Origin of the sequence: Pusillimonas sp. SM2304, assembly GCF_031628915.1 — a bacterium.
In the GTDB taxonomy this organism is placed as follows: domain Bacteria; phylum Pseudomonadota; class Gammaproteobacteria; order Burkholderiales; family Burkholderiaceae_B; genus Pusillimonas_C.
Genome location: NZ_JAVLUJ010000003.1, coordinates 133913 through 159304 on the forward strand (window position 1 = coordinate 133913; position 25392 = coordinate 159304).

Below are 25392 nucleotides of genomic sequence, written 5' to 3' on the forward strand. Positions count from 1 at the left end.
CTACGCGGCGTCGCCGCCCACCCGGCGGACATTGATCCGGTTTGCTTCCAGGGCCGCGCGGATGGCCTGGGCAAACACCACGGCGCCGGCCTGATCGCCATGTATACACAATGTATCGGCCTTGACCGGAATGTCGCCGCCTTGCAGCGTATTGACTTTGCCTTCCGTGACCATGCGCAGGACCTGGCGTATGGAAACGTCGGGATCCTCAATCATGGCATCAGGCTGTTTGCGCGAGGTCAATGAACCGTCCGCCTGGTAAGTGCGGTCTGCGAAGACTTCGTGGGCAACGGCCAGGCCCGCTTCCTGGCCGGCCTGTATCAGTTCGCTGGAGGCCAGGCCATACAGGACAAGCGCAGGGTCGACGTCGTAGACGGCCTGCGCAATGGCCTTGGACAGCGCGCGGTTCTTGGCCGCCATGTTGTACAGCGCGCCATGCGCTTTGACATGATGCAGCCGGGCGCCCTGGCTGGCTGCCACACCCGCAAGCGCCCCCACTTGCACGACCACGATGTCGTAGGCATTCTCGGGGCTGATGTCGATGTTGCGCCGGCCAAATCCCGCCAGGTCCGGCAAGCCCGGGTGAGCGCCCAATGCGACGCCGTGCCGGATCGCGGCCGCCACGGTCTTGCGCATGGTGGCCGGGTCGCCGGCATGATAGCCACAGGCGATGTTGGCCGAGGTCACATAGGGCAAGATGTCTTCGTCCTGCCCCATTGTCCAGACGCCGAAGCTCTCGCCCATGTCGCAATTCAGATCGATCGATACATTCATGTTTCAGTTTCCGTCGTTGCAGGGCAGGCGCCGCCCGCCCCCTAGGGGTAGCCAGCTTCGATCATAAAGCAAAACCATGCCCGCTCCGATACCGCTGGAGCGGGCAAGTTGCCCAGGCGGGAACCCGGCCTTGCGGCAGCGGGCCGCCCCAAGACCGGACAGCCCTGGCCTAGAAGAAACCCAGGGCGTTGGGGCTGTAGCTGACCAGCAGGCACTTGGTCTGCTGGTAGGCCGACAGCGCCATCTTGTGGGTTTCGCGGCCGATGCCGGATTTCTTGTAGCCCCCGAACGCGGCGTGGGCCGGATACAGGTTATAGCAGTTGGTCCACACCCTGCCCGCCTGTATCTGCCGGCCCATCCGGTAGGCACGCGTGCCGTCCCGCGTCCATACGCCGGCCCCCAGCCCATAGAAGGTGTCGTTGGCCAGTTCGATCGCCTGCTCTTCGTCCTTGAAAGTCATGACAGAGGCCACCGGTCCGAAGATTTCTTCCTGGAAGACGCGCATGCTGTTGTCGCCGAACAGCAGGGTAGGCTTGATGTAGAACCCGCCATCCAGCCCTTCGCCCGGCGCGTTGCGCGCGCCGCCTGTCAAGCATTGGGCGCCCTCTTGGCGTCCGATATCGATATAGGACAGGATCTTGTCCATTTGCACCTGCGACACCTGCGCGCCCACCATGGTCTTGCTGTCCAGGGGGTGCCCCGTCTTGATGGCTTCCACCCGCTTGACCGCGCGCTCGATGAACTTGTCGTAGATGGATTCCTGGATCAGCACGCGCGACGGGCATGTGCAGACTTCGCCCTGGTTCAGCGAGAACATGGCTAGCCCTTCCAGCGCCTTGTCGAAAAAGGCGTCATCCTGGTCCATCACATCGGCGAAAAAGATATTGGGGCTCTTTCCGCCCAGTTCGACGGTCGTGGGAATCAGGTTGTCGGCGGCGGCGTGCAAAATATGCTTGCCGGTGGGCGTGGAGCCGGTAAACGCCAGCTTGGCGATACGATCACTGCTGGCCAGCGCCTGGCCGGCCTCTTTGCCGAAACCGTTCACAATATTGACGACGCCCGGCGGCAGAAGATCGCCCACCAGTTCCATCAGGACCAGGATGGAGGCCGGGGTCTGCTCTGCCGGCTTCATGACTACGCAGTTGCCCGCAGCCAGTGCCGGGGCCAGCTTCCAGGCCGCCATCAGCAGGGGGAAGTTCCAAGGAATGATCTGCCCCACCACCCCCATGGGCTCATGAAAATGATACGCGACGGTGTCGTGGTCGACCTCTGAAATCCCGCCTTCCTGCGCGCGTATGCAACCGGCAAAGTAGCGCAGATGGTCGATGGCCAAAGGCACATCAGCGGCCATGGTTTCACGCAGCGGCTTGCCATTGTCTATCGATTCAGCCACGGCCAGCACCTTCAGATGCTGCTCCATCTTGTCGGCCATGCGCAAAAGGATATTGGAACGCTCGGTGACCGAGGTTTCGCCCCATGTCTTGCGCGCCGCATGCGCCGCATCGAGCGCCAGCGCCACATCGGCGGCGTCCGAACGCGGCACTTCGCAGAAAGATTCGCCCGTAATCGGCGATACATTGTCAAAATAATTGCCGGATACCGGCGGCACCCATTTCCCGCCGATGTAGTTCTCGTAATGGCGTTTATAGGGAAACTCCACGTCGATACCGAAGTACTTGAGTTGAGTCAGGTCCATTGAGCGTCTCCTGGAAAGTTGAATGGAAGGGGCCGGCTCAAGCCGGTCTTGATTCACTTCAAGCAATACGCATGCCAACCCGCCCGGCCAGCCTGCCCGATAGGCAGCAACCCGCAAAAGGTGTATGGTTAAGGCGTTTCCACCCCGCCTGAAAAACAATAATTATCCCCATGGAAAACAAGGGCTTGTCGCAGAACGCGACAAGCCTGCCAGCACAATGCAACACAGCCTGACGCACAATGCGACATGACGGAGACCCTAGGCATGCACGCGATGACGACCACCGTATCAAGCGCCCTGCTGGACAGCGCCGCCCTGCGCGCAGCGGCATCCATAAAACGCTCGTGGGAACGCTGCGCCGCCATTGATTATTCCTTGCACTCGGACCCCAATCCCATGTCCGCCGGCGAGCTGCAAGCCCGCCGCGAACAGCACGCGCATGTCCTGGAAGCGGCCCAGCCCGAACTGGAAAGCCTGGCGGCGCTCGTCTCGAGCGCAAAAAGCGTTGTTCTGCTGGCCGATGCCGGCGGGGTGATCCTGCAAGAAGCAGGCAGCACGGAATTCCTGCACAAGGCCGAGCGCGTCGCGCTTCGCCCCGGCTTCAGTTGGGCCGAATCCTTGCGCGGCACCAATGCCATCGGCACAGCGCTTTACGAAGGGACGGCCATCCGGGTGCATGGCGGGGAGCACTTCCTTGATTGCAACGCCATACTCAGTTGCCATGCCGCGCCCATCTTCTCGCCGCGCGGCGATGTCATCGGGGTGCTCGATATCTCGGGCGAGGCAAACACGCTGCACGCCTACGCCTTGGGCCTGGCCCAGATGTGCGCCAAGCAGATCGGCAATCGCCTGCTGGACAACACCGATGCACGGCTGCACCGGCTGGTTTTCCAGCAGCAGCCCTCTTTGCTCGAGTCCGTCGAGCGCGCCATCTTGCTCATCGAAGGCGAACGCATCGTCGGCGCAAACGATGCGGCCCTGCGCCTGCTGGCCACCGACTGGGGCCTGCTCGACAGTCCGGTCGATGACTGGCTGGACGGATGGAAAGCCCTGAAACGCGAACCGGGCCGCCTGCGCACCCAAAGCGGGCTGCCGCTGCTGGGTACGCTGCGGCACGGAACCCGCCGTGGCGGGCTGCCGAACCCGGACAGCCGGCCCGTCCCGCCGGCAACCCCCGCGGCCCCCGCCGCAGTCATCCGCAGCGCCCTGCCGCCGCTCAGCCCCGAAGCCGACAAGTCATTGGCGCATGCCATCAGCGCGCTCAACGCGGGCATGGCGGTTTTGCTGCAGGGGGAAACCGGCGCGGGCAAGGAAATATTCGCCCGGCACTTGCATGACCGCAGCGATTGGCGGCAGGGTCCGTTCGTGGCGGTCAACTGCGGCGCGCTGCCGGAAAGCCTGATCGAATCCGAGCTTTTCGGTTACGAGGCGGGCGCCTTCACCGGCGCCCGGCGCGAAGGCGCGCTGGGACGGCTGCGCGAGGCCCATGGGGGCATTCTGTTCCTGGACGAAATCGGCGACATGCCCCTGCTCTTGCAGACGCGCCTGCTGCGCGCGCTGCAAGAGCGCGAAGTACAGCCTTTGGGTTCGGATAGGCGCATCCCCGTCAACTTCGGCGTGGTCAGCGCCACCAACCGCGATCTGGCGGACATGATCCGCCGCGGCGCCTTCCGGGCCGACTTGTTCTACCGTCTTCAAGACTACAAGACCACGCTGCCTCCGCTGCGCCATCGCGCCGATCTACGCGAATTGCTGTGCCATGAGTTCAAGCGCCTGGGCGCCCTGGAACGCGCCACGACGCTGAGCGACGCGGCGCTGGATGCCTTGGCGGCCTACCCATGGCCCGGCAACTACCGCGAAATGCAAAGCGTCTTGCGCACCCTGCTGTTTCTGCGGCCCGCCGGCCGCCTCATACAGCGTTGCGACCTGCCGGCCGACATCCTGTCCGGCGATGCCGACGGGCTTGCCGCAGCACCGCCGGACACGGCAGCCGCCGCCGCAAGCGCCGGCCCCGCACCCGGCACGACCCTGCGGGCCATCAATGAACAAGCCATCCTGCGCGTGATCGCCCAGTGCGGCAATAACATCAGCCAGGCCGCGGGCATACTGGGTGTTCATCGCAGCACCTTGTACCGCTACCTGGCACGGTCGGCCGCGTCCAAGAGGCAGCAAAGACCCTGAATGCGCACGCGCACTCAACATAAATTTGATCGTTCGAATTTAATACTATTGTTCAATCGCCGGGCAGCCGCTCCCTATAATTCAAAGATAAAAACTTTGAACTTATATGGAGACTGATATGAAGAAATTCTTTATTCTGGCCTGCTTGGCGCTGACCTTTTCCCATCCGGCGCCCGCACAGAATACGAGCAGTTCCTATCCCAGCCAGCCCATTACCTTGATCGTTCCGGCGGGTGTCGGCGGCATTACCGATTCGCTGGCACGCATCCTGGCCGACAAGCTTGGCTCAGTCCTGAAGCAGTCCGTGATTGTCGATAACAAGGCCGGAGCCAGCGGGGTCATCGGCTCGAGCCATGTGGCCCGGGCCAAGCCGGACGGCTATACCTTGCTGATGGTCTTTCCGTCCCATGTCGTCAATCCCAGCCTGAAGAAAGACTTGCCCTATGACACCATCAAGGACTTTGCCCCCGTGGCAAAAGTGGGCACGGTGTCGGCCATTCTGCTGGTCAACGCCGACAGCAAGGCGGACAGCGTGCAGGCATTTATCGACCTGGCCAAACAGCAGCCCGGCGTACTCAACTACGGGTCGGTCGGCGTGGGAAGCTGGGGCGATACCGCCATGAAGCTGTTTCAGTCCCGCACCGGCGTTGAATTGACCCATGTGCCGTACAAGGGCGACCCGCAGGTCATTGCCGCCCTGATCCAGGGCGACATCCAGGCGGGCTTCGTATCGCCCATTTCCTCCATGGCCATGATGAAAGCCGGCAAGGTCAAGGCCCTGGCCATTGCCGACGCCGAGCGCCTGCCCGCCACCCCCGACTTGCCAACCATCGGCGAGTCGGGACTGCCCGACTTCAATGTGACGGGATGGAATGCGGTGTTCGCGCCGGCCGGGACGCCCGCCGACATCGTCGCCAAACTCAACCAGGCCATGAACACCGCGCTCAAAGACCCCGATCTGGCCAAGAAATTCCTGACCCAGGGCGTGAAGCCATTGGGCGGAACGCCCGAGGAACTGCAGGCGTCGGTCGAGAACGACATCAAGCGCATAGGCGATACGCTCAAGGCCGCCGGCGTCGAGCCATCGTAATCCCCGCGTCAATCAAGCTCTCTTTCACATTACTTTTTTCTTGGAAACGACATGCCGTATCTGGACTTATCTGAAGACTATCAGCCGTATTACGAGATTTTCGACTACACCGACCCCTGGGAAAAATCCGAGACCATACTGTTCATCCACGGATTCACCGAAGACCTGACCGCCTGGCGCGCCTGGATTCCGCACCTTTCGCGCAAGTACCGCCTGCTCATGTTCGACATCCGGGGCTTCGGCAAGACCAGGCCGGTGGATGAAACGTTCAAGTACTCCACAGACTTGTTCGTGGACGATATCGTACGGCTCGTCAACCGGCTCATCGACGAACCGGTGCATGTGGTGTCCGGAAAAAGCGGAGGCATCAGCGCCATGCGGTTTGCCGCCACGCGCCCCGATCTGGTCAAATCCCTGATATTGACGTGCCCTCCCCTGGTCGCGCCCGGCAGTTCGGATTGGCTGCCCTATATGCTGGAGCACGGCATCAGAAGCTGGGCCCGCAAGACCATGCCCGCCCGCCTGGGATACGATGCTTCGCCCAAATGCATAGACTGGTGGGTGGATATGATGGGCGCCACCTCCCTCTCGACCGCCAAGGCTTACCTGAACTGGGTCGTAACCACCGAGCCGCGCCTGGATCTGGACAAGATCAAATCCCCGGCATTGGTGATCATGACCGAGCCGTCCGAGCAGACGAATGCGGCGGCCGGGCAATTGTTGCCGGACGTCGTTCGCGCTGGCATGCCGCAGGCGGAAGTCCTGGTCCTGCCCATCGACTGCTATCACGCCGGCGGCGCGCATCCGGACACCTGCGCGCAAGCTGCCCTGAAGTTTCTTGAAAAACTTTCATGAATACAGCGCTGGATGATTGCTTGTGCCTGGACGACTTCGAAGCCCGGGCACGGCAAATATTGCCACGGCCCCTGTACGGCTACGTGTCGGCCGCCGCGGAGGACGGCGTGTCGCACCGGAACAACCTGGACGCCTTCCGCCGCTACGCGTTCGTCCAGAAAGCGCTGGTCGACGTGTCCACCCGCGACACGGGCATCACGCTGCTCGGACAGCAGTATGCGCAGTCCTTCGGCATGGCCCCCATGGGGCTGACTGCGCTTTACACTTACCGGGGCGATGTCGTGCTGGCCGAGACCGCCGCCCGTCGCGGCATCCCCATGATCATGAGCTCGTCATCGCTCATCCCCATGGAGGTCGTGGCGCAACGCAACCCGAACGCCTGGTTCCAGGCTTATATACCCAGCGACCCCGAAAAACTCGATGCGCTGATCGAACGCATTGACCGCAGTGGTTTCAGAACGCTGGTCATCACAGTGGATACGCCGGTCAACCCAAATAAACAGAACTATCTGCGCCATGGCTTTTCGTCGCCCTTGAAGCTGACCCCTGGATTGATGTGGCAAGGCCTGACGCACCCGCGCTGGCTTGCAAACACCTTCCTGAAAACCATGCTCAAGCACGGCGTGCCCCACTTCGAGAACAATTATGCGACCCGTGGGGTGCCCATCATTTCGCGCCATGTAGAGCGCGATTTTTCGGATCGCGGCCGCCTGAACTGGGAACACATCCGGCGCATACGCGCGCTATGGGGCCATACCCTGGTCATCAAGGGGCTGCAGAGTCCCGAGGACGCGGCCAAGGCGGCAGACCACGGCGCAGACGGCATCATCCTGTCCAATCACGGGGGGCGGCAACTGGATGGCGCCGTATCGCCGCTGTACTTGCTGCCCAAGGTGGTACAGCGCTGCCCCGGCCTGCCCGTCATGATGGATGGAGGCATACGGCGCGGGTCGGATGTGATCAAATGCCTGGCGCTGGGCGCACGCTTTGTCTTTGTCGGCCGGCCGTTCGCCTATGCCGCGGCGGCGGGCGGCCGCCAGGGCGTGGAGCGCGCCGTCGACTTGCTCGCCCTGGAAGTGGACCGCAATCTGGCCATGCTGGGGGTGCCTCGCGCAGCCGATCTGGACAGCAGTTGCCTGGCGGCCCTGTAGGCCGGATGCGCCATGGCACTAGAAAGACCTTCTGGCCTCGTCAAGAATCATCTTGATAAGCGTTGCATGCGGGCTGTTGGTATTCCAGAAAATGCCCATATTGCGCGCGGGAGGCTTGTCAGGCAGGGGCAAGCGCAAGACACCCAGGCTGTTGACCCACTCTGGCGCCCAATCGGGAATCAGGGAAACGCCTATGCCGTCGCTGACAAGATAGGCGATGGTCATCAGCGTGTCGATCTCCAGCCGCTCATTAGGGGAAATCCTGTGCTTGCGCAGGTATTGCTCGGCAATCTGGCCGCCGCGCAGCGATCGGTCGAAACGCAGAAAGGGTTCCCGGGCCAGCAAATCGAAAGGGTCGCTGCCCCTGACATGTTCAGGCGCGATGACAACCAGCGTTTCCTTCTTGATCAGTTGCCACTCGAAGCCCTTGGCCGTGGCGTACACGGGTTCGACCATGATGGCCGCATCCAGATGGCGCGACACGGTGCGCTCTTCCAACGAGCTGGACGATCCCGACTCAATGAAGATCGTCATCTTGGGATAGCGGGCGTAGATTTTTCGAAGCAGCGTGGGCGTGAGCGCCGCAAGCGTCGACGTGGCCACGCCCAGCCGCAGCTCGCCCAGCGGCTCATCGTTGTTGGCCACGGCGCGCATATCGCGCGCATCGCGCAATATCGATCGCGCGTGGTCGACGATTTTCATGCCCGCGTCAGTCGGCTTCACGTTGCGGCCGGCACGGGCGATCAGGGTCGCGCCGATGTCCTCTTCAAGCGCCTTGATGCGGGCGGCCAGGGCGGCCGGTGTCAGGTTCAGGCGGCGGGCAGCCTCTGCAAACGAGCCGCAGTCGACCACTGAAACAAAACTATGAAGATATCTGGTATCCATTGCTTGGCGTTGTTGTATTCGGACCCTGCATCCAGAGTGAAGCAAATCCGTCCTCGTAACATAGCACGATTGAATGCGCCCACCCTATTCCAACCCGGAGCCCACTATGTTTGACGTCCCCGCATTATCGACCACCACCGTTTTTGCCAGGCTCAGCGAGCAGGACCATCGTCCGGCGGGCGCGTCGCCCTGGCTTGAGCTGCAGCGGCCGGGCATGCCTGCGGCCAGCTTTATCGAAGGCCCGGTCTTCGACCGGGAGGGCCGCCTCTGGTTTTGCGATATTCCGTGGGGAAGGATTTTTCGCGCCACGCCGCAGGGGCGTATAGAGCAGGTCGTCCAGTACGACGGCCAGCCCAACGGCCTGGCGTTCGCCCCGGATGGCCGCTTGTTCATTGCCGACTACCAGAATGGGCTGCTGGCCCTGGACCCCGCCAGCAACACCCTGCACACCGTCCTCGACAAAGTGGCCGGCGAACGGTTCAAAGGCCTGAACGACTTGATATTCAGCAGCAACGGCGACCTGTACTTCACCGATCAGGGCCTGACTGGCCTGCACGATCCAAGCGGCCGTCTTTTCCGCTTGCGGGCCAACGGACAGCTGGATTGCTTGCTGAACAATGTTCCCAGCCCCAACGGCCTGGTGCTGGCCCCGGACGAGCGTTCCGTATTGTTGGCGGTCACCCGCGACAACTCCGTCTGGCGGGTGCCCCTGTTGCCCGACGGCGGCGTCATGAAAGTCGGTGTGTTCATCCGCTTGAGCGGCGGCAGCGGCCCCGACGGTTTGGCGATCGACGCCCAAGGCAACCTGATCGTGTGCCATCTTGGCCTGGGCACGCTTTGGGTTTTCAACCCCCAGGGGGAGCCCATACGGCGCATCAAGTCGTGCGAAGGCTTGCTGACGACCAATGCCACCTTCGGCCCGGCCGAGCATCCCGGACTATTCATTACGGACTCCGAAACCGGCTCGATACTGCATGCAAAGCTGGAGTGGTAGGCGGCAAAAATCAAACGGCAGCCGAAGCTGCCGTTTGATGCGTCAGGACGTTAAGCCGGCCCGTCAGCGACGCGCCCGGCCTGTGGAGCTGCTTACTGCCCTTCCAGGAAGCTCTTGAGCTTGTCGGCGCGGCTGGGGTGCCGCAGCTTGCGCAAGGCCTTGGCTTCAATCTGACGGATGCGCTCGCGCGTGACGTCAAACTGCTTGCCGACTTCTTCCAGCGTCTGGTCGGTGCTCATTTCAATGCCGAAACGCATGCGCAGCACCTTGGCTTCGCGCGGCGTAAGCGAATCGAGCACTTCCTTGACCACGTCGCGCATGGAACCATGCAAGGCCCATTCCGACGGCGACAAGGTGCCGGTGTCTTCGATGAAATCGCCCAGGTGGGAGTCATCATCGTCGCCGATGGGCGTTTCCATGGAGATGGGTTCTTTGGCGATCTTCAGGATCTTGCGAACCTTGTCTTCCGGCATGTCCATCTTCTGGGCCAGCGTGGCGGGATCAGGCTCGGCGCCGGTTTCCTGCAGGATCTGGCGATTGATACGATTCATTTTGTTGATCGTTTCAATCATGTGCACCGGGATGCGAATGGTGCGCGCCTGGTCCGCGATCGAGCGGGTAATGGCCTGGCGTATCCACCAGGTGGCATAGGTCGAGAACTTGTAGCCGCGGCGATATTCGAACTTGTCCACGGCTTTCATGAGCCCGATGTTGCCTTCCTGGATCAGATCCAGGAACTGCAGGCCCCGGTTGGTGTACTTCTTGGCGATGGAGATCACCAGACGCAGGTTGGCCTCGGTCATTTCGCGCTTGGCCTTGCGCGCCTTCGCCTCGCCGGTTGCCATGCGCTTATTGACGTCTTTCAGGTCTTTGAGCGGCAGCACGACGCTGGTCTGCAAATCGATCAGCTTTTGCTGGATTTCCTGGACGGCGGGGATATGGCGCTCGAGCGTTTCCGAATATCCGTGCCCGGCGGCCACTTCTTCAAGCACCCAGTTCAGATTGGTTTCATTGCCGGGGAAAACCTTGATGAAGTGCGCGCGGGGCATCCCTGCGCGGTCGACGCAGGTGTGCAGGACGGCGCGTTCGAGCTTGCGCACTTCGCCCACCTGCTCACGCAGGGTATCGGCAAGCTTTTCGACCATCTTGGCGGTAAAGCGGACACCCATCAGTTCGTTCAGGATGGCTTCCTGCGCCTGGATGTATTCCTGCGCCTGATAGCCGTCGCGCTCGAAGGCCTTGCGCATCTTGTCGAACCACGAGCTGATGATTTCGAACTTCTTGAGCGACTTGGTGCGCAGGTGCTCGAGCTGCTTGCTGCTCATGCCGCCTGCCGGCCCGTCTTCGTTCTCGTCGTTGTCCACCGAGACGCCTGCGCCCGCGTATTCTTCGCCTTCCTGATCGATCAGGCCGTCCACGACCTCGTCGATCTGGGCGGCGCCATCGCGGACCCGCTGCACATACTGCAGGATTTCATTGACGGTGGTCGGGCATGCGGCAATGGCCATGACCATGTGCTTGAGGCCGTCTTCAATGCGCTTGGCGATTTCGATTTCGCCTTCACGCGTCAGGAGTTCGACGGTGCCCATCTCGCGCATGTACATGCGGACGGGATCGGTCGTGCGGCCGAAGTCGGAGTCGACCGTCGTCAAGGCGGCTTCGGCCTCGTCTTCGACGTCGTCGTCGCTGGACGCCACCGGGGCGTTGTCGCTCATGAGCAAGGCATCGGCGTCAGGCGCCTGGTCGTAGACCGAGATGCCCATGTCGCTGAAGGTGCTGATGATGCCGTCAATGGCTTCTGCGTCGACCAGATCGTCGGGCAGGTGATCGTTGATCTCGCCGTAAGTCAGGTAGCCGCGATCCTTGCCCAGCTTGATGAGCACTTTCAGGCGGTTGCGGCGCGCTTCTTGCTCTTCAGGCGTCATCTGGTTGCGCGCGGGGACATCCTTGTCGGCCTTGCCGCGCTTGCCGCCACGTTTGGGCAAGGGCTTGAGCTCGGGGATGACCTCGGCGTCGCCGGTATCGTCGTCATTGAAATCGACGGAATCGTTATTGGCATTCTTCGCGGGCCGTCCCGGACGGCGGCCGGTAGGCGCCTTGGCAGCCGTGGCGGTTTTGGCGGCCGTGGTTTTACGCGCGGCGGTCTTGCTTGCCGCGCCCGCTGTACCGGCCGCGGCCTTCCGGGCCGTGGTCTTGGCGGCCGTTTTCTTGACCGCCGCCTTCTTGGCGGCCGTCTTGGCTGGCGCTTTTTCTGCCTTTGTGCTTTCCCCAACCTTTACCGCTGTCTTGGCCGTGCTTTTGCTTGCCGCAACAGTCTTTGTTTTCTTTGCAGCATCTTCTGCTGCCTGGGGGGTTTTACCAGTAACTTGGGTCATAGTCGCTTCCGTAAACGCAAACACACTCGGTCGGCATGCGCCAACGAGTGTTGCAGGGGCAGAACTTACTCATCGCAAAGCCTTGGCATACCGCATGAATAACGCCAATGCAGCTCAGCAGCCCAGATGAAAGAATCCCTGACGTATCTGTATATATCGTTGCAGGGCAAAAAGGGGCTAACCGGCTTGCATGCCCGTCATCACGCCTGACGTGCTTGGGGCAAGTATGTTGAGTCTTTGCGAAAACTCTCTATTTTACCGTACTTAACGCGAAGTGGCATTATTTACCAGTGCAATTCGTCGCGTCAATTCTTGATACCTTTTCCTGGAGGCATCATCCTTCAATCCCGCGTCCACCAGCGCCGACTGCTCGGCTTTAATGGCGTCGAGCTCTATGCGTCGCAAGGCATCGTTCCATTCAGCATGGGGATCGGGCAAATCTTCCTGGGCAAGCAATTCGGGGGTCAGCGTGGCCAGCACGCCTTCCAGATCCGAACCGGGATCGGCCGCCTGCAACAAAGCGCCGGCATGGCGTGCACCGCTCATGTTCGCCAGGGCGATTAAATCTCGCACAAGTATCAGATGGGGGCCATGCTCCAGAATTTCAAGCTGCTGGTCGCCCAGGCTTGATACCAGTTCCGGATGCGCCAGCAGCAAACGCAATAGGCGCTTGGCCATCGGCGTCACCGTCCTGGCCTTGTTATGCCGGGTTGAGCTGCCCTTTCTTCGGGCGACAGGCTCGTCCTGCTCCTGGACCGGGGCATACGGCTCGTAAGCGTCCGAATCAAAAGATGGCACATCCATGAAACCCGGCGGCTCGTCAAAGCCCGACGCCGGCGTACGCCCCGCCATGCCCGCGCCCGCGGGGTGCTGGCCGCCGGGGGCGGACGGGACGGGCGTTTCAAGCAGAAGCTCGGCCAGCTCTTCGGGCGTGAGCTGGACCAGCTTGGCGAATTCGCGCTCGATCTGGAGACGCAGCGTCGTGCTCTCGGGCAGCAAGGCCAGCAAGGGTTTGGCCTCGTGCACGCACGCGGCGCGGCCTTCCGCTTCGCTCAGGGCATGGCGCGAAGCCAGTTCGTCGAGCATGAAGCGCGAGAGCGGTACGGCTTCAGCCGCTGTCGCCTTGAAGGCTTCCGCGCCAAATTCCTTGATGTAGGAGTCCGGGTCATGGTCGTCCGGGAGGAACAGAAAACGCATGGACACATCATCGCGCACCAAAGGAAGGCAAGTGTTCAACGCCCGCCAGGCAGCGCGGCGCCCCGCCTTGTCGCCGTCAAAGCTGAAAACGATCTTGCTGCTGACGCGCAGCAGTTTCTGTATATGAAACGGCGTCGTTGCCGTGCCCAGCGTGGCCACGGCATTGCCCAGCCCGTGCTGGGCCAGCCCGACGACATCCATATAGCCTTCCACGACCAGCACATAGCCTTCGCTGCGTATGCCGGCACGCCCTTCCCACAGCCCGTATAGCTCGTGCCCTTTTGAAAACAGGCTGGTTTCAGGCGAGTTCAGGTATTTGGGCTCGCCCTTGCCGATAATGCGGCCGCCAAAACCGATCAGGTTGCCGCGCGTATTCCGTATCGGGAACATGACGCGTTCCCGAAAGCGGTCGTAGCGGCGGCCGTCCTCGGCTTCGATGACCAGGCCCGATTCCACCAGCAAAGGATCTTCGTACTGGGGAAAGACCGCCGCCAGCCCGCGCCGGTCCGTCCCGGACCAGCCCAGACCGAATCGCGCCGCGATTTCGCCGGACAAGCCGCGCTGCTTCAGATAACGGATGGCGCTTTGCGACCCTTTGAGTTCGCGCAGGTAGTGGGCTTGCGCCAGGTCAAGGATCTGCTGATGCCGATTGACTTCTTCCTTGCGGCGTTTGTCGGCGGCCTGCTGCCGGGGGCTGCGCGATTCTTCCGGCACCGTCATGCCGACGGTGGACGCCAGCGACCGGACCGCTTCCGGGAAGCTTGCGCCGGTATGCTCCATCAGGAAGCCGACCGCGCTGCCATGGGCTCCGCAACCGAAACAGTGGTAGAACTGCTTGGTGGGGCTTACTGTGAATGAGGGGCTTTTTTCGTTGTGGAAGGGGCACAAGCCAAGCAGGTTGGCTCCGCCCTTGCGCAACTGTACATATCGCCCGACGACGTCAACAACATCAACCCGGGCGAGTAGTTCCTGAACAAATGATTCAGGGATCAATCAATACAAACGCGGAGGCAGTTGTTGGCTGCGGATGCGCTTGTAGTGGCGCTTGACGGCCGCAGCATGCTTGCGTTTACGCTCAGCCGTGGGCTTTTCGTAAAATTCGCGCGAGCGCAGCTCGGTCAAGAGGCCGATTTTTTCGATAGTGCGCTTGAAGCGGCGAAGCGCGGCTTCAAACGGCTCGTTTTCTTTCAGACGAACGATAGGCATGTAATCTTAAAGCCCTGTTTTAGGTTGAAAATTAGTTGTACAGACGACAACCTGAAAGTTTAGCACGAACGCCGCTTTTTTGCCAGCTTATCGGCTAAAACGCCGCATGTCCGCGCACCGCCGCACCCAAACAGGCTTAGTTCCGCACGCCCTTGCGCACCCAGGATTCAAGCTGATGAGGACGGATGCTGTCATAGTCTTCGAAGGGCTGATGTATCCAGGGATTAGTGGGCAGCTTTTCGACGTAGAAATCAGGGATGGCTTGGGAATGCCCTTTCCACCACAGGACGGCGGTCTTCAATTCGGTAATGGCCGGAAACTGGGACAGCAGGTGGTCGCGCACACGGCTGAAGGTCATGCCGGTATCGACCATGTCGTCCACCAGCAACACCCGGCCATCGAGCGTGCCCCGCGTAATGGTAATGAACTGGGCGATATCAAGCTGCCCCTGCTCGGTACCGGCCGCTTCGCGGTAGCTGCTGGTGGCCAGAATACCCAAGGGAATGTCGTAGATACGCGACAGTACGTCGCCCACACGGACCCCGCCGCGGGCCAGGCACACGATTTTTTCGAACTGCCACCCCGATTCATGAATGCCCAGCGCCAGGCGTTCGATCAGGCGGTGGTAGTCATCCCAGCTGACCCACAGGTCGCGGTCGGTGTTTGGCGGCAAATTCATAAAGCGGAAAAATCCATAGGTTGCATCATGCGAGGACCGTAATCATAAACCTGTATGGCGATCAAGAAAAGCCGGGAACTGAAAAGGGCCGACCCCGCATTGTGCGGAATCGGCCCTTGAGTCCAGGCAGCCATGCGTGCGCCTTCAGCGCAGTGCTGCCCGAAGCGCAGAACCCGGTCAGCACAGCGATGGCGCGGGCGATCAGCCGTTGAAGGGGTGGCGCAACACGATGGTTTCCATGCGGTCGGGTCCGGTGGAGACCATATCGATGCCCACATCGCAGACTTCGGCGATACGCTCGAGGTAGCGGCGCGCATTGACGGGCAACTTGTCGTATTCGGTGATGCCCACCGTCGACTCCGTCCAGCCGGCCATTTCTTCCAGCACGGGCTCGGCCTCGGCGGCGGCATGGGCGCCATACGGCAACACGTCAAGGAACTCGCCCTTGTAGCGGTAGCCGACGCCGATCTTGATCTGCTCGACACCGTCCAGGACATCCAGCTTGGTGATGCACAGGCCGGAAATGCCGTTGATCATGACGGAGCGCTTCATGGCCGCGCCATCGAACCAGCCGCAACGGCGCGGACGGCCGGTGACCGAGCCGAACTCTTTGCCGACCGTGGCCAGGCGCACGCCGGTATCGTCCAGCAGTTCCGTCGGGAAGGGGCCGCCGCCCACGCGGGTGGTGTAGGCCTTGGCAATGCCCAATACGTAGTCGAGCGCTTGCGGACCCACGCCGGCGCCGGCCGATGCCGCGCCCGACACGCAGTTGCTGCTGGTGACATAGGGATAAGTGCCGTGGTCGATGTCCAGCAGCGCGCCTTGGGCGCCTTCGAACAACAGCTTGTGGCCGGCCTTGCGGGCAATGTGCAGATTGCTGGACACATCGGCCACCATGGGCTCGAGCACAGGCGCCAGCGACATGGCCTGGTCGCGGACTTCGTCCATCGAAACCGCCTTGCCGCCCAAGTATTGGGTCAGCACGAAGTTGTGGAAATCGAGCGCTTCGGCCAGCTTTTCATCGAAAATGGCCGGATCGTACAGGTCTTGCACACGCAAGGCGCGGCGGCCGATCTTGTCTTCGTAGGCGGGGCCTATGCCGCGCCCCGTCGTGCCTATTTTGCCCTCGCCCTTGCGTGCCTCGCGGGCCTGGTCGATGGCAATGTGATAGGGCAGGATCAGCGGACAAGCCGGCGAGATCTGCAAGCGCGAGCGGACATCCAGGCCGGCCTCTTCGAGCTCGTTGATCTCTTTCAGCAGGGCCTCGGGTGACAGCACCACACCATTGCCGATATAGCAGGTGACGTGCGGATGCATGATGCCCGACGGGATCAGGCGCAGAATGGTTTTCTTGCCATTGATCCACAAGGTATGGCCGGCGTTATGGCCGCCCTGGAAGCGAATGACGCCCTGGGCCGACTCAGCCAGCCAGTCGACGATTTTTCCTTTGCCTTCGTCACCCCATTGGGTGCCGATCACCACGATATTCTTGCTCATGTTACGTATCAATAAAGTTCCGGCCCAAGAGAAACAAGGCCAAAATCGGTTTAACCTATACGATAAAACAAGCCGGCTTCCCCGGCTAGTGAATCGCCCTTACCTTCCATGTTCCGCCGTCCAGCACCAGTTCTCGGTCAACGGTAAATTCATCCAGCCTGGGGGGCTGCCCCGGCAGCATCTGCACGACGATTTCGCCGGCGTCGCGCAACTGGCGCAACGCATCGACCAGGACGGCGTCCGTGCCCCACGGCGCCCGTATGGCCTTGGCGGGCGAGGCCGCCGGCAAGCCCGACGACAGTTTGCGCAGATCCAGGCTGAAGCCGGTGGCGGGACGCGAACGGCCGAAAGCCCGCCCCACCCCATCGTAGCGCCCGCCCCGGACCAGCGCATCGTGCCAGCCGTGAGCGTAAATGGAAAACACCACACCCGAGTGATAGCCGTAACCGCTGCCCATGTCGGCCAGATCGACGCTGAACTCGTGCCCGGGCAGCGCGCGGATCAATGCATCGAGATCGTCGAGCGCAGCGCGCAAGGCAGGCAGTGGCGGCAGGACTTCGCGCGCCCGGGCAATGGCTTCGGTACTGCCGTACAGCGAAGCCAGTTGTATCAGCGCCCGGATGCTTTCGGGCTGCACATCGGGAATCCGGGCGCCCAGTTCTGTCAGGCCGGGGATATCCTTGGTGCCCAGAAGGTCGAAGATGGTGTCTGCAAAATCGGCCAGCGCACTGTCGGATTCGATGAGGGCGCGCAGCACGCCCGGATGATTCAGATCGAGGCGGGCATGGACGACACCCGCACGCTTTACGCTGGCCAGCGCGAGTTCGATGATTTCGATATCGGCTTCAACGCCCGCATGGCCAAAGATTTCAGCGCCTATCTGCAAGAGCTCGCGGTCCGACAACAGACCGGCGGGCCTGGCATGCAGCACCGTTCCACAATAACACAGGCGGGTTACCCCTTCGCGATTCAGCAAATGCGCATCGATGCGCGATACCTGCGGCGTCATGTCGGCCCGGACCCCCAGCGTACGGCCCGAGATCTGGTCGATCAGTTTGCAGGTGCGCAGATTCAGGTCGGCGCCGGTCCCCGACAACAGGGAGTCCAGGTATTCCACCAAAGGCGGCGCGACCAGCTCAAAACCGTAGGTGCGATACAAGTCCAGCAGATTGCGCCGCAGCTCTTCGATGCGACGCGCCTCGGCGGGCAGAATATCGGCCAGATTCTCTGGCAACAACCAGTTGGACATCATGCGAACCAATGCAAGTAAAACGCCAAACAAAAAGCGACCTGGGGCGTAAGCCCGCCAAGTCGCTTGCGGAAAAGGTAAACAAAACTTACGCGATAGTATAAACGATCATGCGCAAGAAGTGAAACAGGGCCCGGCAAGCCGGGCCCTGTTTCCTGGCATCGTGCGGCCAGGCCTTAAGGCGTGGCGGGTTGCGAGCCTTGCGCCGAATTCCAGAACTTGAAGAACTCGGACTTGGGACTGAGCACAATGGCGTCCTTGGAATCGGAGAATGCAGCCTTGTAGCCTTCCAGGCTCTTGTACAAGCTGTAGAACTCGGGATTCTTGCCATAGGCGCCGGCATAAATGGCCGCAGCCCTGGCATCGCCCTCGCCCTTGATCTCTTGCGCCTCGGCGTAGGCCTTGGCCAGGAGCTCCTGGCGTTCACGGTCGGCCTGCGCGCGAATACGCTCGCTGTCGGCCGCACCCGTGGCGCGCAAGCGGTTGGCTTCCTGCTTGCGTTCGGCTTCCATGCGGCGATACACCGATTCGGAAATTTCAGGCGCAAAGTCGATACGGCGCAAGCGCACATCGACCACCTGGACGCCCAGCGGCTTGGCGCGCGCTTCGACGTTGGTCAGGATTTCACGCATGATGAGGTTGCGCTCGTTGGACACCACTTCTTTGACGGTGCGCACGTTCACCGATGCATTGAGGGCATCGCGTATTTGCGCGGTCAAGCGCTCGACAGCCGCGCGGTCGTTGGCGCCGAAGGTCACATAGAACAGGCGCGGATCGGAAATACGCCATTTGACGAACGAATCGATCAGCAGGTTCTTCTTTTCAGCCGTCTGGATACGCTCGGGGTCGTTGGCCTCGATGGTTTGCAGGCGCTTGTCGAGCCTGACCACGTTCTGGAACGGCGGCGGCAGCTTGAAATACAGGCCGGGCTCGACGATCGTTTCGCGGACTTCACCCAGTGCGAATACCAGCGCGGCATCGCGCTCGCGAACCACGAATACACAAGAAGAAATAATTGCCAGGAGAATGACCAGGCCGACTAAAGCAGGGAAAAAACGTTGCATCATGGCCTCCTAGCGCGAATACGGGTTGATCAACGACGAATTGACCGTGGTGCCGCCACTATCGGGCGTGCGGCCCCGGGCCGGCGTAGACGGCCTGGCGGGTTGCGTCGTGGCAGCGGCGGCTGCGCTGGAGGTGCTTTCGACAGAACTGCTGAAGCTGCTGCGGTCCGCTGCGGCCTGGCTCATGATCTTGTCAAGCGGCAGATACAGCATGTTATTGCTGGCCTGCGAATCGATCATGATCTTGCTGGTGTTCTGCAGAATGTCTTGCATCGTGGCCAGATACATGCGTTCACGCGTGATGTCGGGCGCCTTGGCGAACTCGGCTTCGACACTGGCGAAACGCGCGCTGTCACCCGTCGCGTCGCCGATCACGGTAGCGCGATAGCCTTCAGCCTCTTGGATCATGCGGGCCACCTGGCCCTGCGCCTCGGGCAGCACCTTGTTGGAGTAGGCGTTACCTTCGTTGATCTGGCGCTCGCGATCCTGGCCGGCCTTGACGGCATCGTCGAATGCGGCCTGCACCTGCTCGGGCGGCTGCACGTTCTGGATGGCGACCGTGCTGATCTGGATACCGGTCTCGTAGCGGTCAAGAATGCTTTGGGCCAGGCTCTGCACCTCGGTCGCCACTTCGGTACGGCCGGAATACAGCACGAAATCCATGGGCTTCTTGCCGACGATTTCGCGCATGGCGGTTTCAGCCGCCTGGCGCACGGATTCGTCGGGCTGGCTGGTTTTGAAGAGGTAGTCCGGCGCACCGGTGGACATCAGGCGGTACTGCACCACGAACTGCAAGTCGATGATGTTCTCGTCCGTCGTCAGCATTAGGGATTCAGGCAGCACTTTGTTACGTGCATTGCCGCGAAAGCCCACTTCGAAAGTACGCAGTTGCGAAATGTTGACGTTCTGGTGCGCTTCGATGGGATACGGCAAGCGCCATTGCAAGCCCGGCGGCAAGGTTTTGGTGTATTTGCCGAACTGGGTGACCACGGCCACCTGGCCTTCCTGCACAATCATGAAACCGCTGGCCAGCCAGAGCGCAATGATGATGGCGATGATGACGCCTACGGTCTTGGGCGACCCCTTGGGCATTTGCACGCCGCCATTGCCCGATCCATTGTCACCCCCGCCGAACTGGCCGCCGCGCTTGGGCTTGCGCCCAAACAAAGACCCCAGGCGATTATTGAAATCGCGCCAGACTTCGTCCAGATCGGGAGGACCGTCGCCCTGATTGGGACGACGGGGCGGCTCGGAGCCATTATTGTTACCACGTCCCCAACCGGGATCATTCAGATTAAATATTTTCGACATTAAACGCATTATTTCCCGCGATTTGACCAGATTCGACAATTGCCCCACGCAAACTGTCTAGACCCGAGCGCTCTATGGCGCTTACAAAAACTCGTGCAATCGTACCATGTTCGTTACGCTCTACCCTGGGTTCGTAACCCGCCTGATCGATTTTGTTATAAACCAGAATGCGCGGGATATCGGCTGCCCCGATATCCGCCAGCACCTTGTCGACCTCGAAGATCTGCTCATCGCGCTGCGGGCTGGCCGCGTCGACCACATGCAGCAGCAGGTCGGCCTGCACTGTTTCCTCGAGCGTCGCCCGGAAGGCGGCGATCAACGTAGGAGGCAGATCACGTATGAAACCCACCGTATCCGATATAACCACCTGCCCCGCCCCTTCTATCCACACGCGCCTTGTGGTTGTGTCCAGCGTGGCGAACAACTGGTCTGCCGCATAGGCGCCCGCGCGGGTCAAGGCATTGAACAAGGTGGATTTACCCGCGTTGGTATACCCCACCAGGGAGACTGACAGCGTATTGCTGCGGGACCGGGCCCTGCGCTGGGTACTGCGCTGGCGCTGCACCCGGGCAAGGCGCTCGCGCAGCAAGCGGACCTTGTCGCCGATCATGCGCCTGTCCATTTCCAGCTGCGCTTCCCCCGGCCCCCGCATGCCTATGCCGCCGCGCTGACGCTCAAGGTGAGACCACATGCGCGTCAGGCGTGTCGACAGATGCTGAAGCTGGGCGAGCTCGACCTGCAGCTTGCCTTCGTGGCTTTTGGCCCTGAGGGCGAAAATGTCCAGTATAAGCGCGACGCGATCGACGACGCGCCGCTTGAAGCCCCGTTCGAGGTTGCGCTGCTGGGCGGGGGTAAGAGGTTGATCGAACAGAACGATTTCCGCCTCGGCTTCGTCGGCGAGCAGTATGGCTTCTTCAAGCTTGCCGGATCCAATGAAGTGGGCGGCATCGGGGCGCGCGCGGCGCGCCGTGACCGTGCCGACGATATCGGCCCCCGCACCTGTGGCCAGCATCATGAATTCTTCGGCATGTGCAGCGTAATCGGGCTCGCCCAGATCGACGCTGATGATCAGGGCCTTCATCATGAAGGCCTGAATGAAAGGCCCGCCGGCGCAAGGCACACGGCGGGCGTTCCGGCAAAACGATCCGGCTGTGATTTATTCAGAAGGCTCATCCACTTGGAAGTTGACGGGGCGAGCGGGTACGACGGTGGATATGGCGTGTTTGTATACCATTTGAGTCACGGTATTGCGCAGCAGCACAACATATTGATCAAAAGACTCAACCTGCCCTTGCAGCTTGATCCCATTGACCAGATAAATCGAGACGGGTACGTGGTCCTTGCGAAGGGCGTTTAGAAATGGATCTTGTAGTGTTTGCCCTTTATTGCTCATTGGCTAGGCTCCGATTGTGTTGTTATTTAAGACAGTTTGCTGAAACGTATACTGTACAGGGTTTTCCCTGAATGTGCACGGTGCGAGAAGTGATAATAAGTAGCGGCTAAGGTATTTTAATGTGTTTTCGTGAGTATTTTGACCAAGGTATTACATAGACGCGCACAATCGTCAGGAGTTCCCACCGTGATGCGTAAAAACTGGTCGATACGCGGCAAACTGAAGTGGCGCACCAATATGTTCTGGGCGCGCAAGGCCCGGCTCAATGCCGCGCCGTCGTGGGCCGGATGCCTGGCGAACACAAAGTTGGCCCGGCTGGGCAACACCTGGAATCCAAGCGTAGTCAATTGTTGCGCCAGCTGCTCGCGGGCGTCGATGACGGCCTGGCGCGTTTGCTCGAAATAGTCCGTGTCCTGTATGGCCGCCAGCGCGCCGGCTTGCGCCAGGCTATCGACCGGATAGGAGTTGAAGCTGTCCTTGACGCGGTTCAGGCCTTCCACGATCTGGCTGCCCGCCACCGCAAACCCTACGCGCAGGCCGGCCAATGAACGGGATTTGGACAAGGTATGCACCACGACGATGTTGTCGTGCTCCTTGAGCAGCGCTATGGCGGATTCGGCGCCGAAATCCACATAGGCTTCGTCCACCACAACGGGGACGTCCGCGTTGGCGCGGGCAATGGCCCGGATGTCATCCAGCGGCATGGCAATGCCGGTGGGCGCGTTGGGATTCGAAAATATGATGCCGGCCGGCTCGGCATCCCGGCCATCGATGTAATCGCGCGCGCGGATCGAAAAATCATCGGCCAGCGGCACCAGCCGGACCGGTATCTTGTACAGCGTGCAGTAAGTCCGGTAGAAACTATAGGTGATGTCCGGCATCAACAGCGTGCGGCCCGAGCGGCGGAACAAGCCATTGAAGATATGGGCCAGGACCTCGTCGGAGCCGTTGCCCACGAATACCTGGCCGGCATCCAGGCCATGCAAGGCGGCAATGGCCTCGCGCAAGGCCGTCGACTCGTTGTCGGGGTAAAGGCGCAGGCGCTCGGTTGCCGCGGCCTTGATGGCATCCAGCGCGCGCGGCGATGGCCCATAGGGATGCTCATTGGTGTTGAGTTTGAGCAAATTGGCCACTTTGGGCTGCTCGCCGGCGACATAAGGCGTCAGGTCAACAAGATGATCGCTCCAGAAACGGCTCACTGCGTCCCCTGTACGTAAGGATTGTGGGAAGATTTGAATTCAATGCGCAACGGTGTGCCGTCCAGCTTGAACGCCGCGCGAAAGCGCGACTCTAGGTAGCGCCGGTACGATTCGGGTATGGCATCCAGGGCGCTGCCATGGATGACGATAAGCGGCGGATTCTGCCCCCCCTGGTGCGCATAACGCATCTTGGGCCGGAAAATTCTTTTACGGGGCGGCTGCTGCTGCTCGACCGCGGCGTGCAGCACCCGGGTCAGCTTGGGCGTGGACAGCTTGGCAAACGCCGCGGCGTGGGCCGCATTGACCGATTTGATCAAGGCATTGACGCCCTGCCCCTTCAGGGCCGAAACGGTATGCATTTTGGCAAACGACAGGAAGCGCAGCTTGCGTTCGAATTCGCGCTGGATGCGTTCACGCTGCTCGCTGTCCAGGCCATCCCATTTATTGATGGCGACCACCAGCGCCCTGCCCGTTTCCAGCACAAAACCGGCAATGTGGGCATCCTGATCGGAAATCTCGGCCTGTGCATCCAGCATGAGCAGGACCACATTGCAGGCTTCGATGGCCTGCAATGTCTTGATGACCGAGAATTTTTCCACCGCTTCGAAGACTTTGCCGCGGCGGCGCAGACCAGCCGTGTCGATCAGGGTGTACCCCACCCCGCCTCGTTCAAATTCGATTTCGATGGCGTCGCGGGTCGTTCCAGGCATATCGAAAGCGATGACCCGCTCTTCACCCAGCAAGGTATTGATCAGCGTGGACTTGCCGACGTTCGGACGGCCCACAATGGCCAGCTTGATGCGGTGCGACACCGGCTCGCCGGCGGCGTCGTCGGCCTCGTCCATGCCCGCGTCATCGCCGGTCAGCAGCGGTTCCGCGTCATCGACAACGAATTCAGGCTCATCGTCGGCCAGATCGACCGGCGCTGCATCGTCAAGATACGACAAGGCATGCTCGATCAGGTCGACCACCCCGTCGCCATGCGATGCCGAAATGGGATGCGGCTCGCCCAGGCCCAGCTCATGAAATTCGGCGGCAGCCGAACCATAGCGCATGCCCTCGGCCTTGTTGACGGCCAGAAACACACGCTGGCCGGATTTGCGCAGCAGGCGCGCAATTTCATGGTCGTGGGCGTTGACACCCGCCCGGGCATCGACCAGGAAGATGACGACATCGGACTCGGCAATCGCTTGCTGCGTCTGGCGCGCCATTTCAAGCAGGATGCCGTCTTTGGCCACCGGCTCGAAACCGCCCGTATCGACAGCGATGAAGGGGTGTTCACCAACCCGCCCTTCGCCATAGTGCCGGTCGCGCGTTAGGCCTGAAAAATCAGCCACTAGCGCTGCGCGAGAGCGGGTAATCCGGTTGAACAAGGTGGATTTACCCACATTGGCGCGCCCGACCAGGGCAACGACCGGCTTGTATGCAGTACTGTTCAATTAACACCAACCAAAACGAGATTTCCGCTACCCGTTTGCACCAGCACGCCGCGATTGGTTGCCACGAGAGGCGAAACGATGGCTCCGCCACCGACATGGACGCGACCCAATAACTGGCCGTCGGTACGTGACAGGAAATGCACATACCCTTCGAAGTCGCCCAGGGCGACCGCCTGTGGAACGACGGCGGGCGATGAAAGCCTGCGGTTGGCCAGCGCATCCTGTTTCCAGGCTTCGTGCCCGTCGGTCAGCCCGTAGGCATAGACGACGCCGCGCTGATTGGCCGCATAAGCCTGCTGGCTGTCGGTCGCCATACCGCTATTGCTGGAGAAATTCTGCTCCCAGAGCGGCCTTCCGCCTTGCGAGATATCGAAACACACCATGCGCCCCTGGTACGAGACGCCGCACAGCAGCGGGCCTTGCAGTTGCGGCGTGCCCACGACATCGCTGATGCGTTCAAGATCGGTAGCGCCCTGGGAGACCGACACGGTCCCTTCCCATTGCACGTTGCCATTGCGCGCGTCGATCGCCATCAGCCTGCCATTGGGCAGGCCGGAAAGCAGCATGCCATCGACAATCAGCATCTGCATATTAGTCTTGAGGGCCAGCGCGGGGCCAGGACGCTGCAGATTCCAGCGCAGCTCGCCCGTCGACGCGTCAAAGGCCTGGATGCGGTAATCGCTGCTGCGCACCACCACGACCCCGCCGCCCACGGCCGGGGGCACGTTGACGGCGCTGGTCGCCTTGGCGCGCCATTTTTCGGCGCCTTGGTCGTCGAAAGCAATCACGGTACCGTCCGAGGCGGCGACAGCGGTCGTCTGGCCGTCGGATCCGACGCCCGCCGACAGCTTCAGATCGGTGCCGGATTGCCATTGGGCACGGCCCGAGGCCAGGTCAATTTTGCTGACACGGCCATTGGGCGTCGCGGCGTAAACGGCATCGCCGACCAGGGCGGGCGCAAACCCGTAGCCACCGCCGCTGCCCAGCGAGACGGTCCATGCCACGTTGGCCGAAATACCCGCCGCGTATTCAGTCAGCGGCGCCGGATCGTAACGCGGATTAGGGCTGGAAAACATCGAGCACCCCGCCAGGGCGGCAACACTCATGGCCAGCACGGCGCTACGCACGCTGCGGCGAAGGATGGCTATTTGCATGAA

General features: G+C 61.3%; 21 protein-coding genes. 5 read left to right on the forward strand and 16 right to left on the reverse strand.

What is annotated here, in order from left to right; all coding sequences use genetic code 11:
• Both RE432_RS15540 and RE432_RS15545 read right to left on the reverse strand, forming a co-directional pair.
• Positions 1–774: a 5-oxoprolinase subunit PxpA gene (locus RE432_RS15540; protein WP_310934417.1), complete on the reverse strand. Its 774-nt coding sequence runs from the start codon at positions 772–774 to the stop codon at positions 1–3.
• Between the two features lie 169 nt (positions 775–943).
• A complete protein-coding gene (locus RE432_RS15545) occupies positions 944–2470 on the reverse strand; it encodes an aldehyde dehydrogenase family protein (protein ID WP_310934418.1) in 1527 nt (508 codons plus the stop codon).
• 246 nt (positions 2471–2716) lie between these two features.
• On the opposite strand from RE432_RS15545, the gene RE432_RS15550 reads away from it, so the two are divergent.
• The 4 genes from RE432_RS15550 (at position 2717) to RE432_RS15565 (ending at position 7747) form a co-directional block, all read left to right on the forward strand.
• Entirely contained in the window at positions 2717–4651 is a 1935-nt protein-coding gene (locus RE432_RS15550; RefSeq protein WP_310934419.1) for a sigma-54-dependent Fis family transcriptional regulator, read from the forward strand.
• A gap of 118 nt (positions 4652–4769) precedes the next feature.
• Positions 4770–5741: a tripartite tricarboxylate transporter substrate binding protein gene (locus RE432_RS15555; RefSeq protein WP_310934420.1), complete on the forward strand. Its 972-nt coding sequence runs from the start codon at positions 4770–4772 to the stop codon at positions 5739–5741.
• Positions 5742–5792: 51 nt separating this feature from the next.
• On the forward strand, positions 5793–6596 hold the full coding sequence (locus RE432_RS15560; RefSeq protein WP_310934422.1) for an alpha/beta hydrolase: 804 nt from the start codon (positions 5793–5795) through the stop codon (positions 6594–6596).
• Positions 6593–7747, forward strand: coding sequence for an alpha-hydroxy acid oxidase (locus RE432_RS15565; RefSeq protein WP_310934424.1), 1155 nt, complete (start codon positions 6593–6595; stop codon positions 7745–7747). Before RE432_RS15560 ends, RE432_RS15565 begins: the two co-directional genes overlap by 4 nt.
• 18 nt (positions 7748–7765) lie before the next feature.
• Here RE432_RS15565 and RE432_RS15570 read toward each other — a convergent pair whose 3' ends face one another.
• Positions 7766–8632, reverse strand: a complete 867-nt coding sequence (locus RE432_RS15570) for a LysR family transcriptional regulator (RefSeq protein WP_310934425.1) — start codon at positions 8630–8632, stop codon at positions 7766–7768.
• A gap of 106 nt (positions 8633–8738) precedes the next feature.
• Between RE432_RS15570 and RE432_RS15575 the strand changes: the two genes are divergently transcribed.
• Positions 8739–9626: an SMP-30/gluconolactonase/LRE family protein gene (locus RE432_RS15575; RefSeq protein ID WP_310934426.1), complete on the forward strand. Its 888-nt coding sequence runs from the start codon at positions 8739–8741 to the stop codon at positions 9624–9626.
• Between the two features lie 92 nt (positions 9627–9718).
• Here RE432_RS15575 and rpoD read toward each other — a convergent pair whose 3' ends face one another.
• The 13 genes from rpoD to bamB form a co-directional block, all read right to left on the reverse strand.
• Positions 9719–12001: an RNA polymerase sigma factor RpoD gene (rpoD, locus tag RE432_RS15580; protein ID WP_310934427.1), complete on the reverse strand. Its 2283-nt coding sequence runs from the start codon at positions 11999–12001 to the stop codon at positions 9719–9721.
• Positions 12002–12265: 264 nt separating this feature from the next.
• A complete protein-coding gene (gene dnaG / locus RE432_RS15585; RefSeq protein WP_310934428.1) occupies positions 12266–14191 on the reverse strand; it encodes a DNA primase in 1926 nt (641 codons plus the stop codon).
• Positions 14192–14404 carry a 30S ribosomal protein S21 gene (gene rpsU, locus RE432_RS15590; protein ID WP_013742464.1) on the reverse strand — a complete coding sequence of 71 codons (213 nt, stop codon included), beginning with the start codon at positions 14402–14404 and terminating at the stop codon, positions 14192–14194.
• A 136-nt stretch (positions 14405–14540) separates the two neighbouring features.
• A complete protein-coding gene (locus RE432_RS15595; RefSeq protein ID WP_310934429.1) occupies positions 14541–15083 on the reverse strand; it encodes a phosphoribosyltransferase in 543 nt (180 codons plus the stop codon).
• A gap of 201 nt (positions 15084–15284) precedes the next feature.
• A complete protein-coding gene (locus RE432_RS15600; protein WP_310934430.1) occupies positions 15285–16580 on the reverse strand; it encodes an adenylosuccinate synthase in 1296 nt (431 codons plus the stop codon).
• An 85-nt stretch (positions 16581–16665) separates the two neighbouring features.
• Positions 16666–17829 carry an ATP phosphoribosyltransferase regulatory subunit gene (locus tag RE432_RS15605; protein ID WP_310935197.1) on the reverse strand — a complete coding sequence of 388 codons (1164 nt, stop codon included), beginning with the start codon at positions 17827–17829 and terminating at the stop codon, positions 16666–16668.
• A gap of 176 nt (positions 17830–18005) precedes the next feature.
• The gene (gene hflC / locus RE432_RS15610) at positions 18006–18893 is read right to left on the reverse strand and encodes a protease modulator HflC (RefSeq protein WP_310935198.1); all 888 of its coding nucleotides are present in this window, start codon (positions 18891–18893) and stop codon (positions 18006–18008) included.
• Between the two features lie 9 nt (positions 18894–18902).
• Positions 18903–20213, reverse strand: a complete 1311-nt coding sequence (hflK, locus tag RE432_RS15615) for an FtsH protease activity modulator HflK (protein WP_310934431.1) — start codon at positions 20211–20213, stop codon at positions 18903–18905.
• Positions 20188–21285: a GTPase HflX gene (gene hflX, locus RE432_RS15620; protein WP_310935199.1), complete on the reverse strand. Its 1098-nt coding sequence runs from the start codon at positions 21283–21285 to the stop codon at positions 20188–20190. Before hflX ends, hflK begins: the two co-directional genes overlap by 26 nt.
• Positions 21286–21360: 75 nt before the next feature.
• Complete coding sequence (hfq, locus tag RE432_RS15625; protein WP_013742471.1) at positions 21361–21597, reverse strand: RNA chaperone Hfq; 237 nt, start codon at positions 21595–21597, stop codon at positions 21361–21363.
• 116 nt (positions 21598–21713) lie between these two features.
• Positions 21714–22796 carry a histidinol-phosphate transaminase gene (gene hisC / locus RE432_RS15630; RefSeq protein WP_310934432.1) on the reverse strand — a complete coding sequence of 361 codons (1083 nt, stop codon included), beginning with the start codon at positions 22794–22796 and terminating at the stop codon, positions 21714–21716.
• A complete protein-coding gene (gene der, locus RE432_RS15635) occupies positions 22793–24235 on the reverse strand; it encodes a ribosome biogenesis GTPase Der (protein ID WP_310934433.1) in 1443 nt (480 codons plus the stop codon). Before der ends, hisC begins: the two co-directional genes overlap by 4 nt.
• Positions 24232–25389: an outer membrane protein assembly factor BamB gene (gene bamB / locus RE432_RS15640; protein WP_310934434.1), complete on the reverse strand. Its 1158-nt coding sequence runs from the start codon at positions 25387–25389 to the stop codon at positions 24232–24234. The genes der and bamB overlap by 4 nt, the downstream gene beginning before the upstream one ends.
• Positions 25390–25392: the final 3 nt, after the last annotated feature.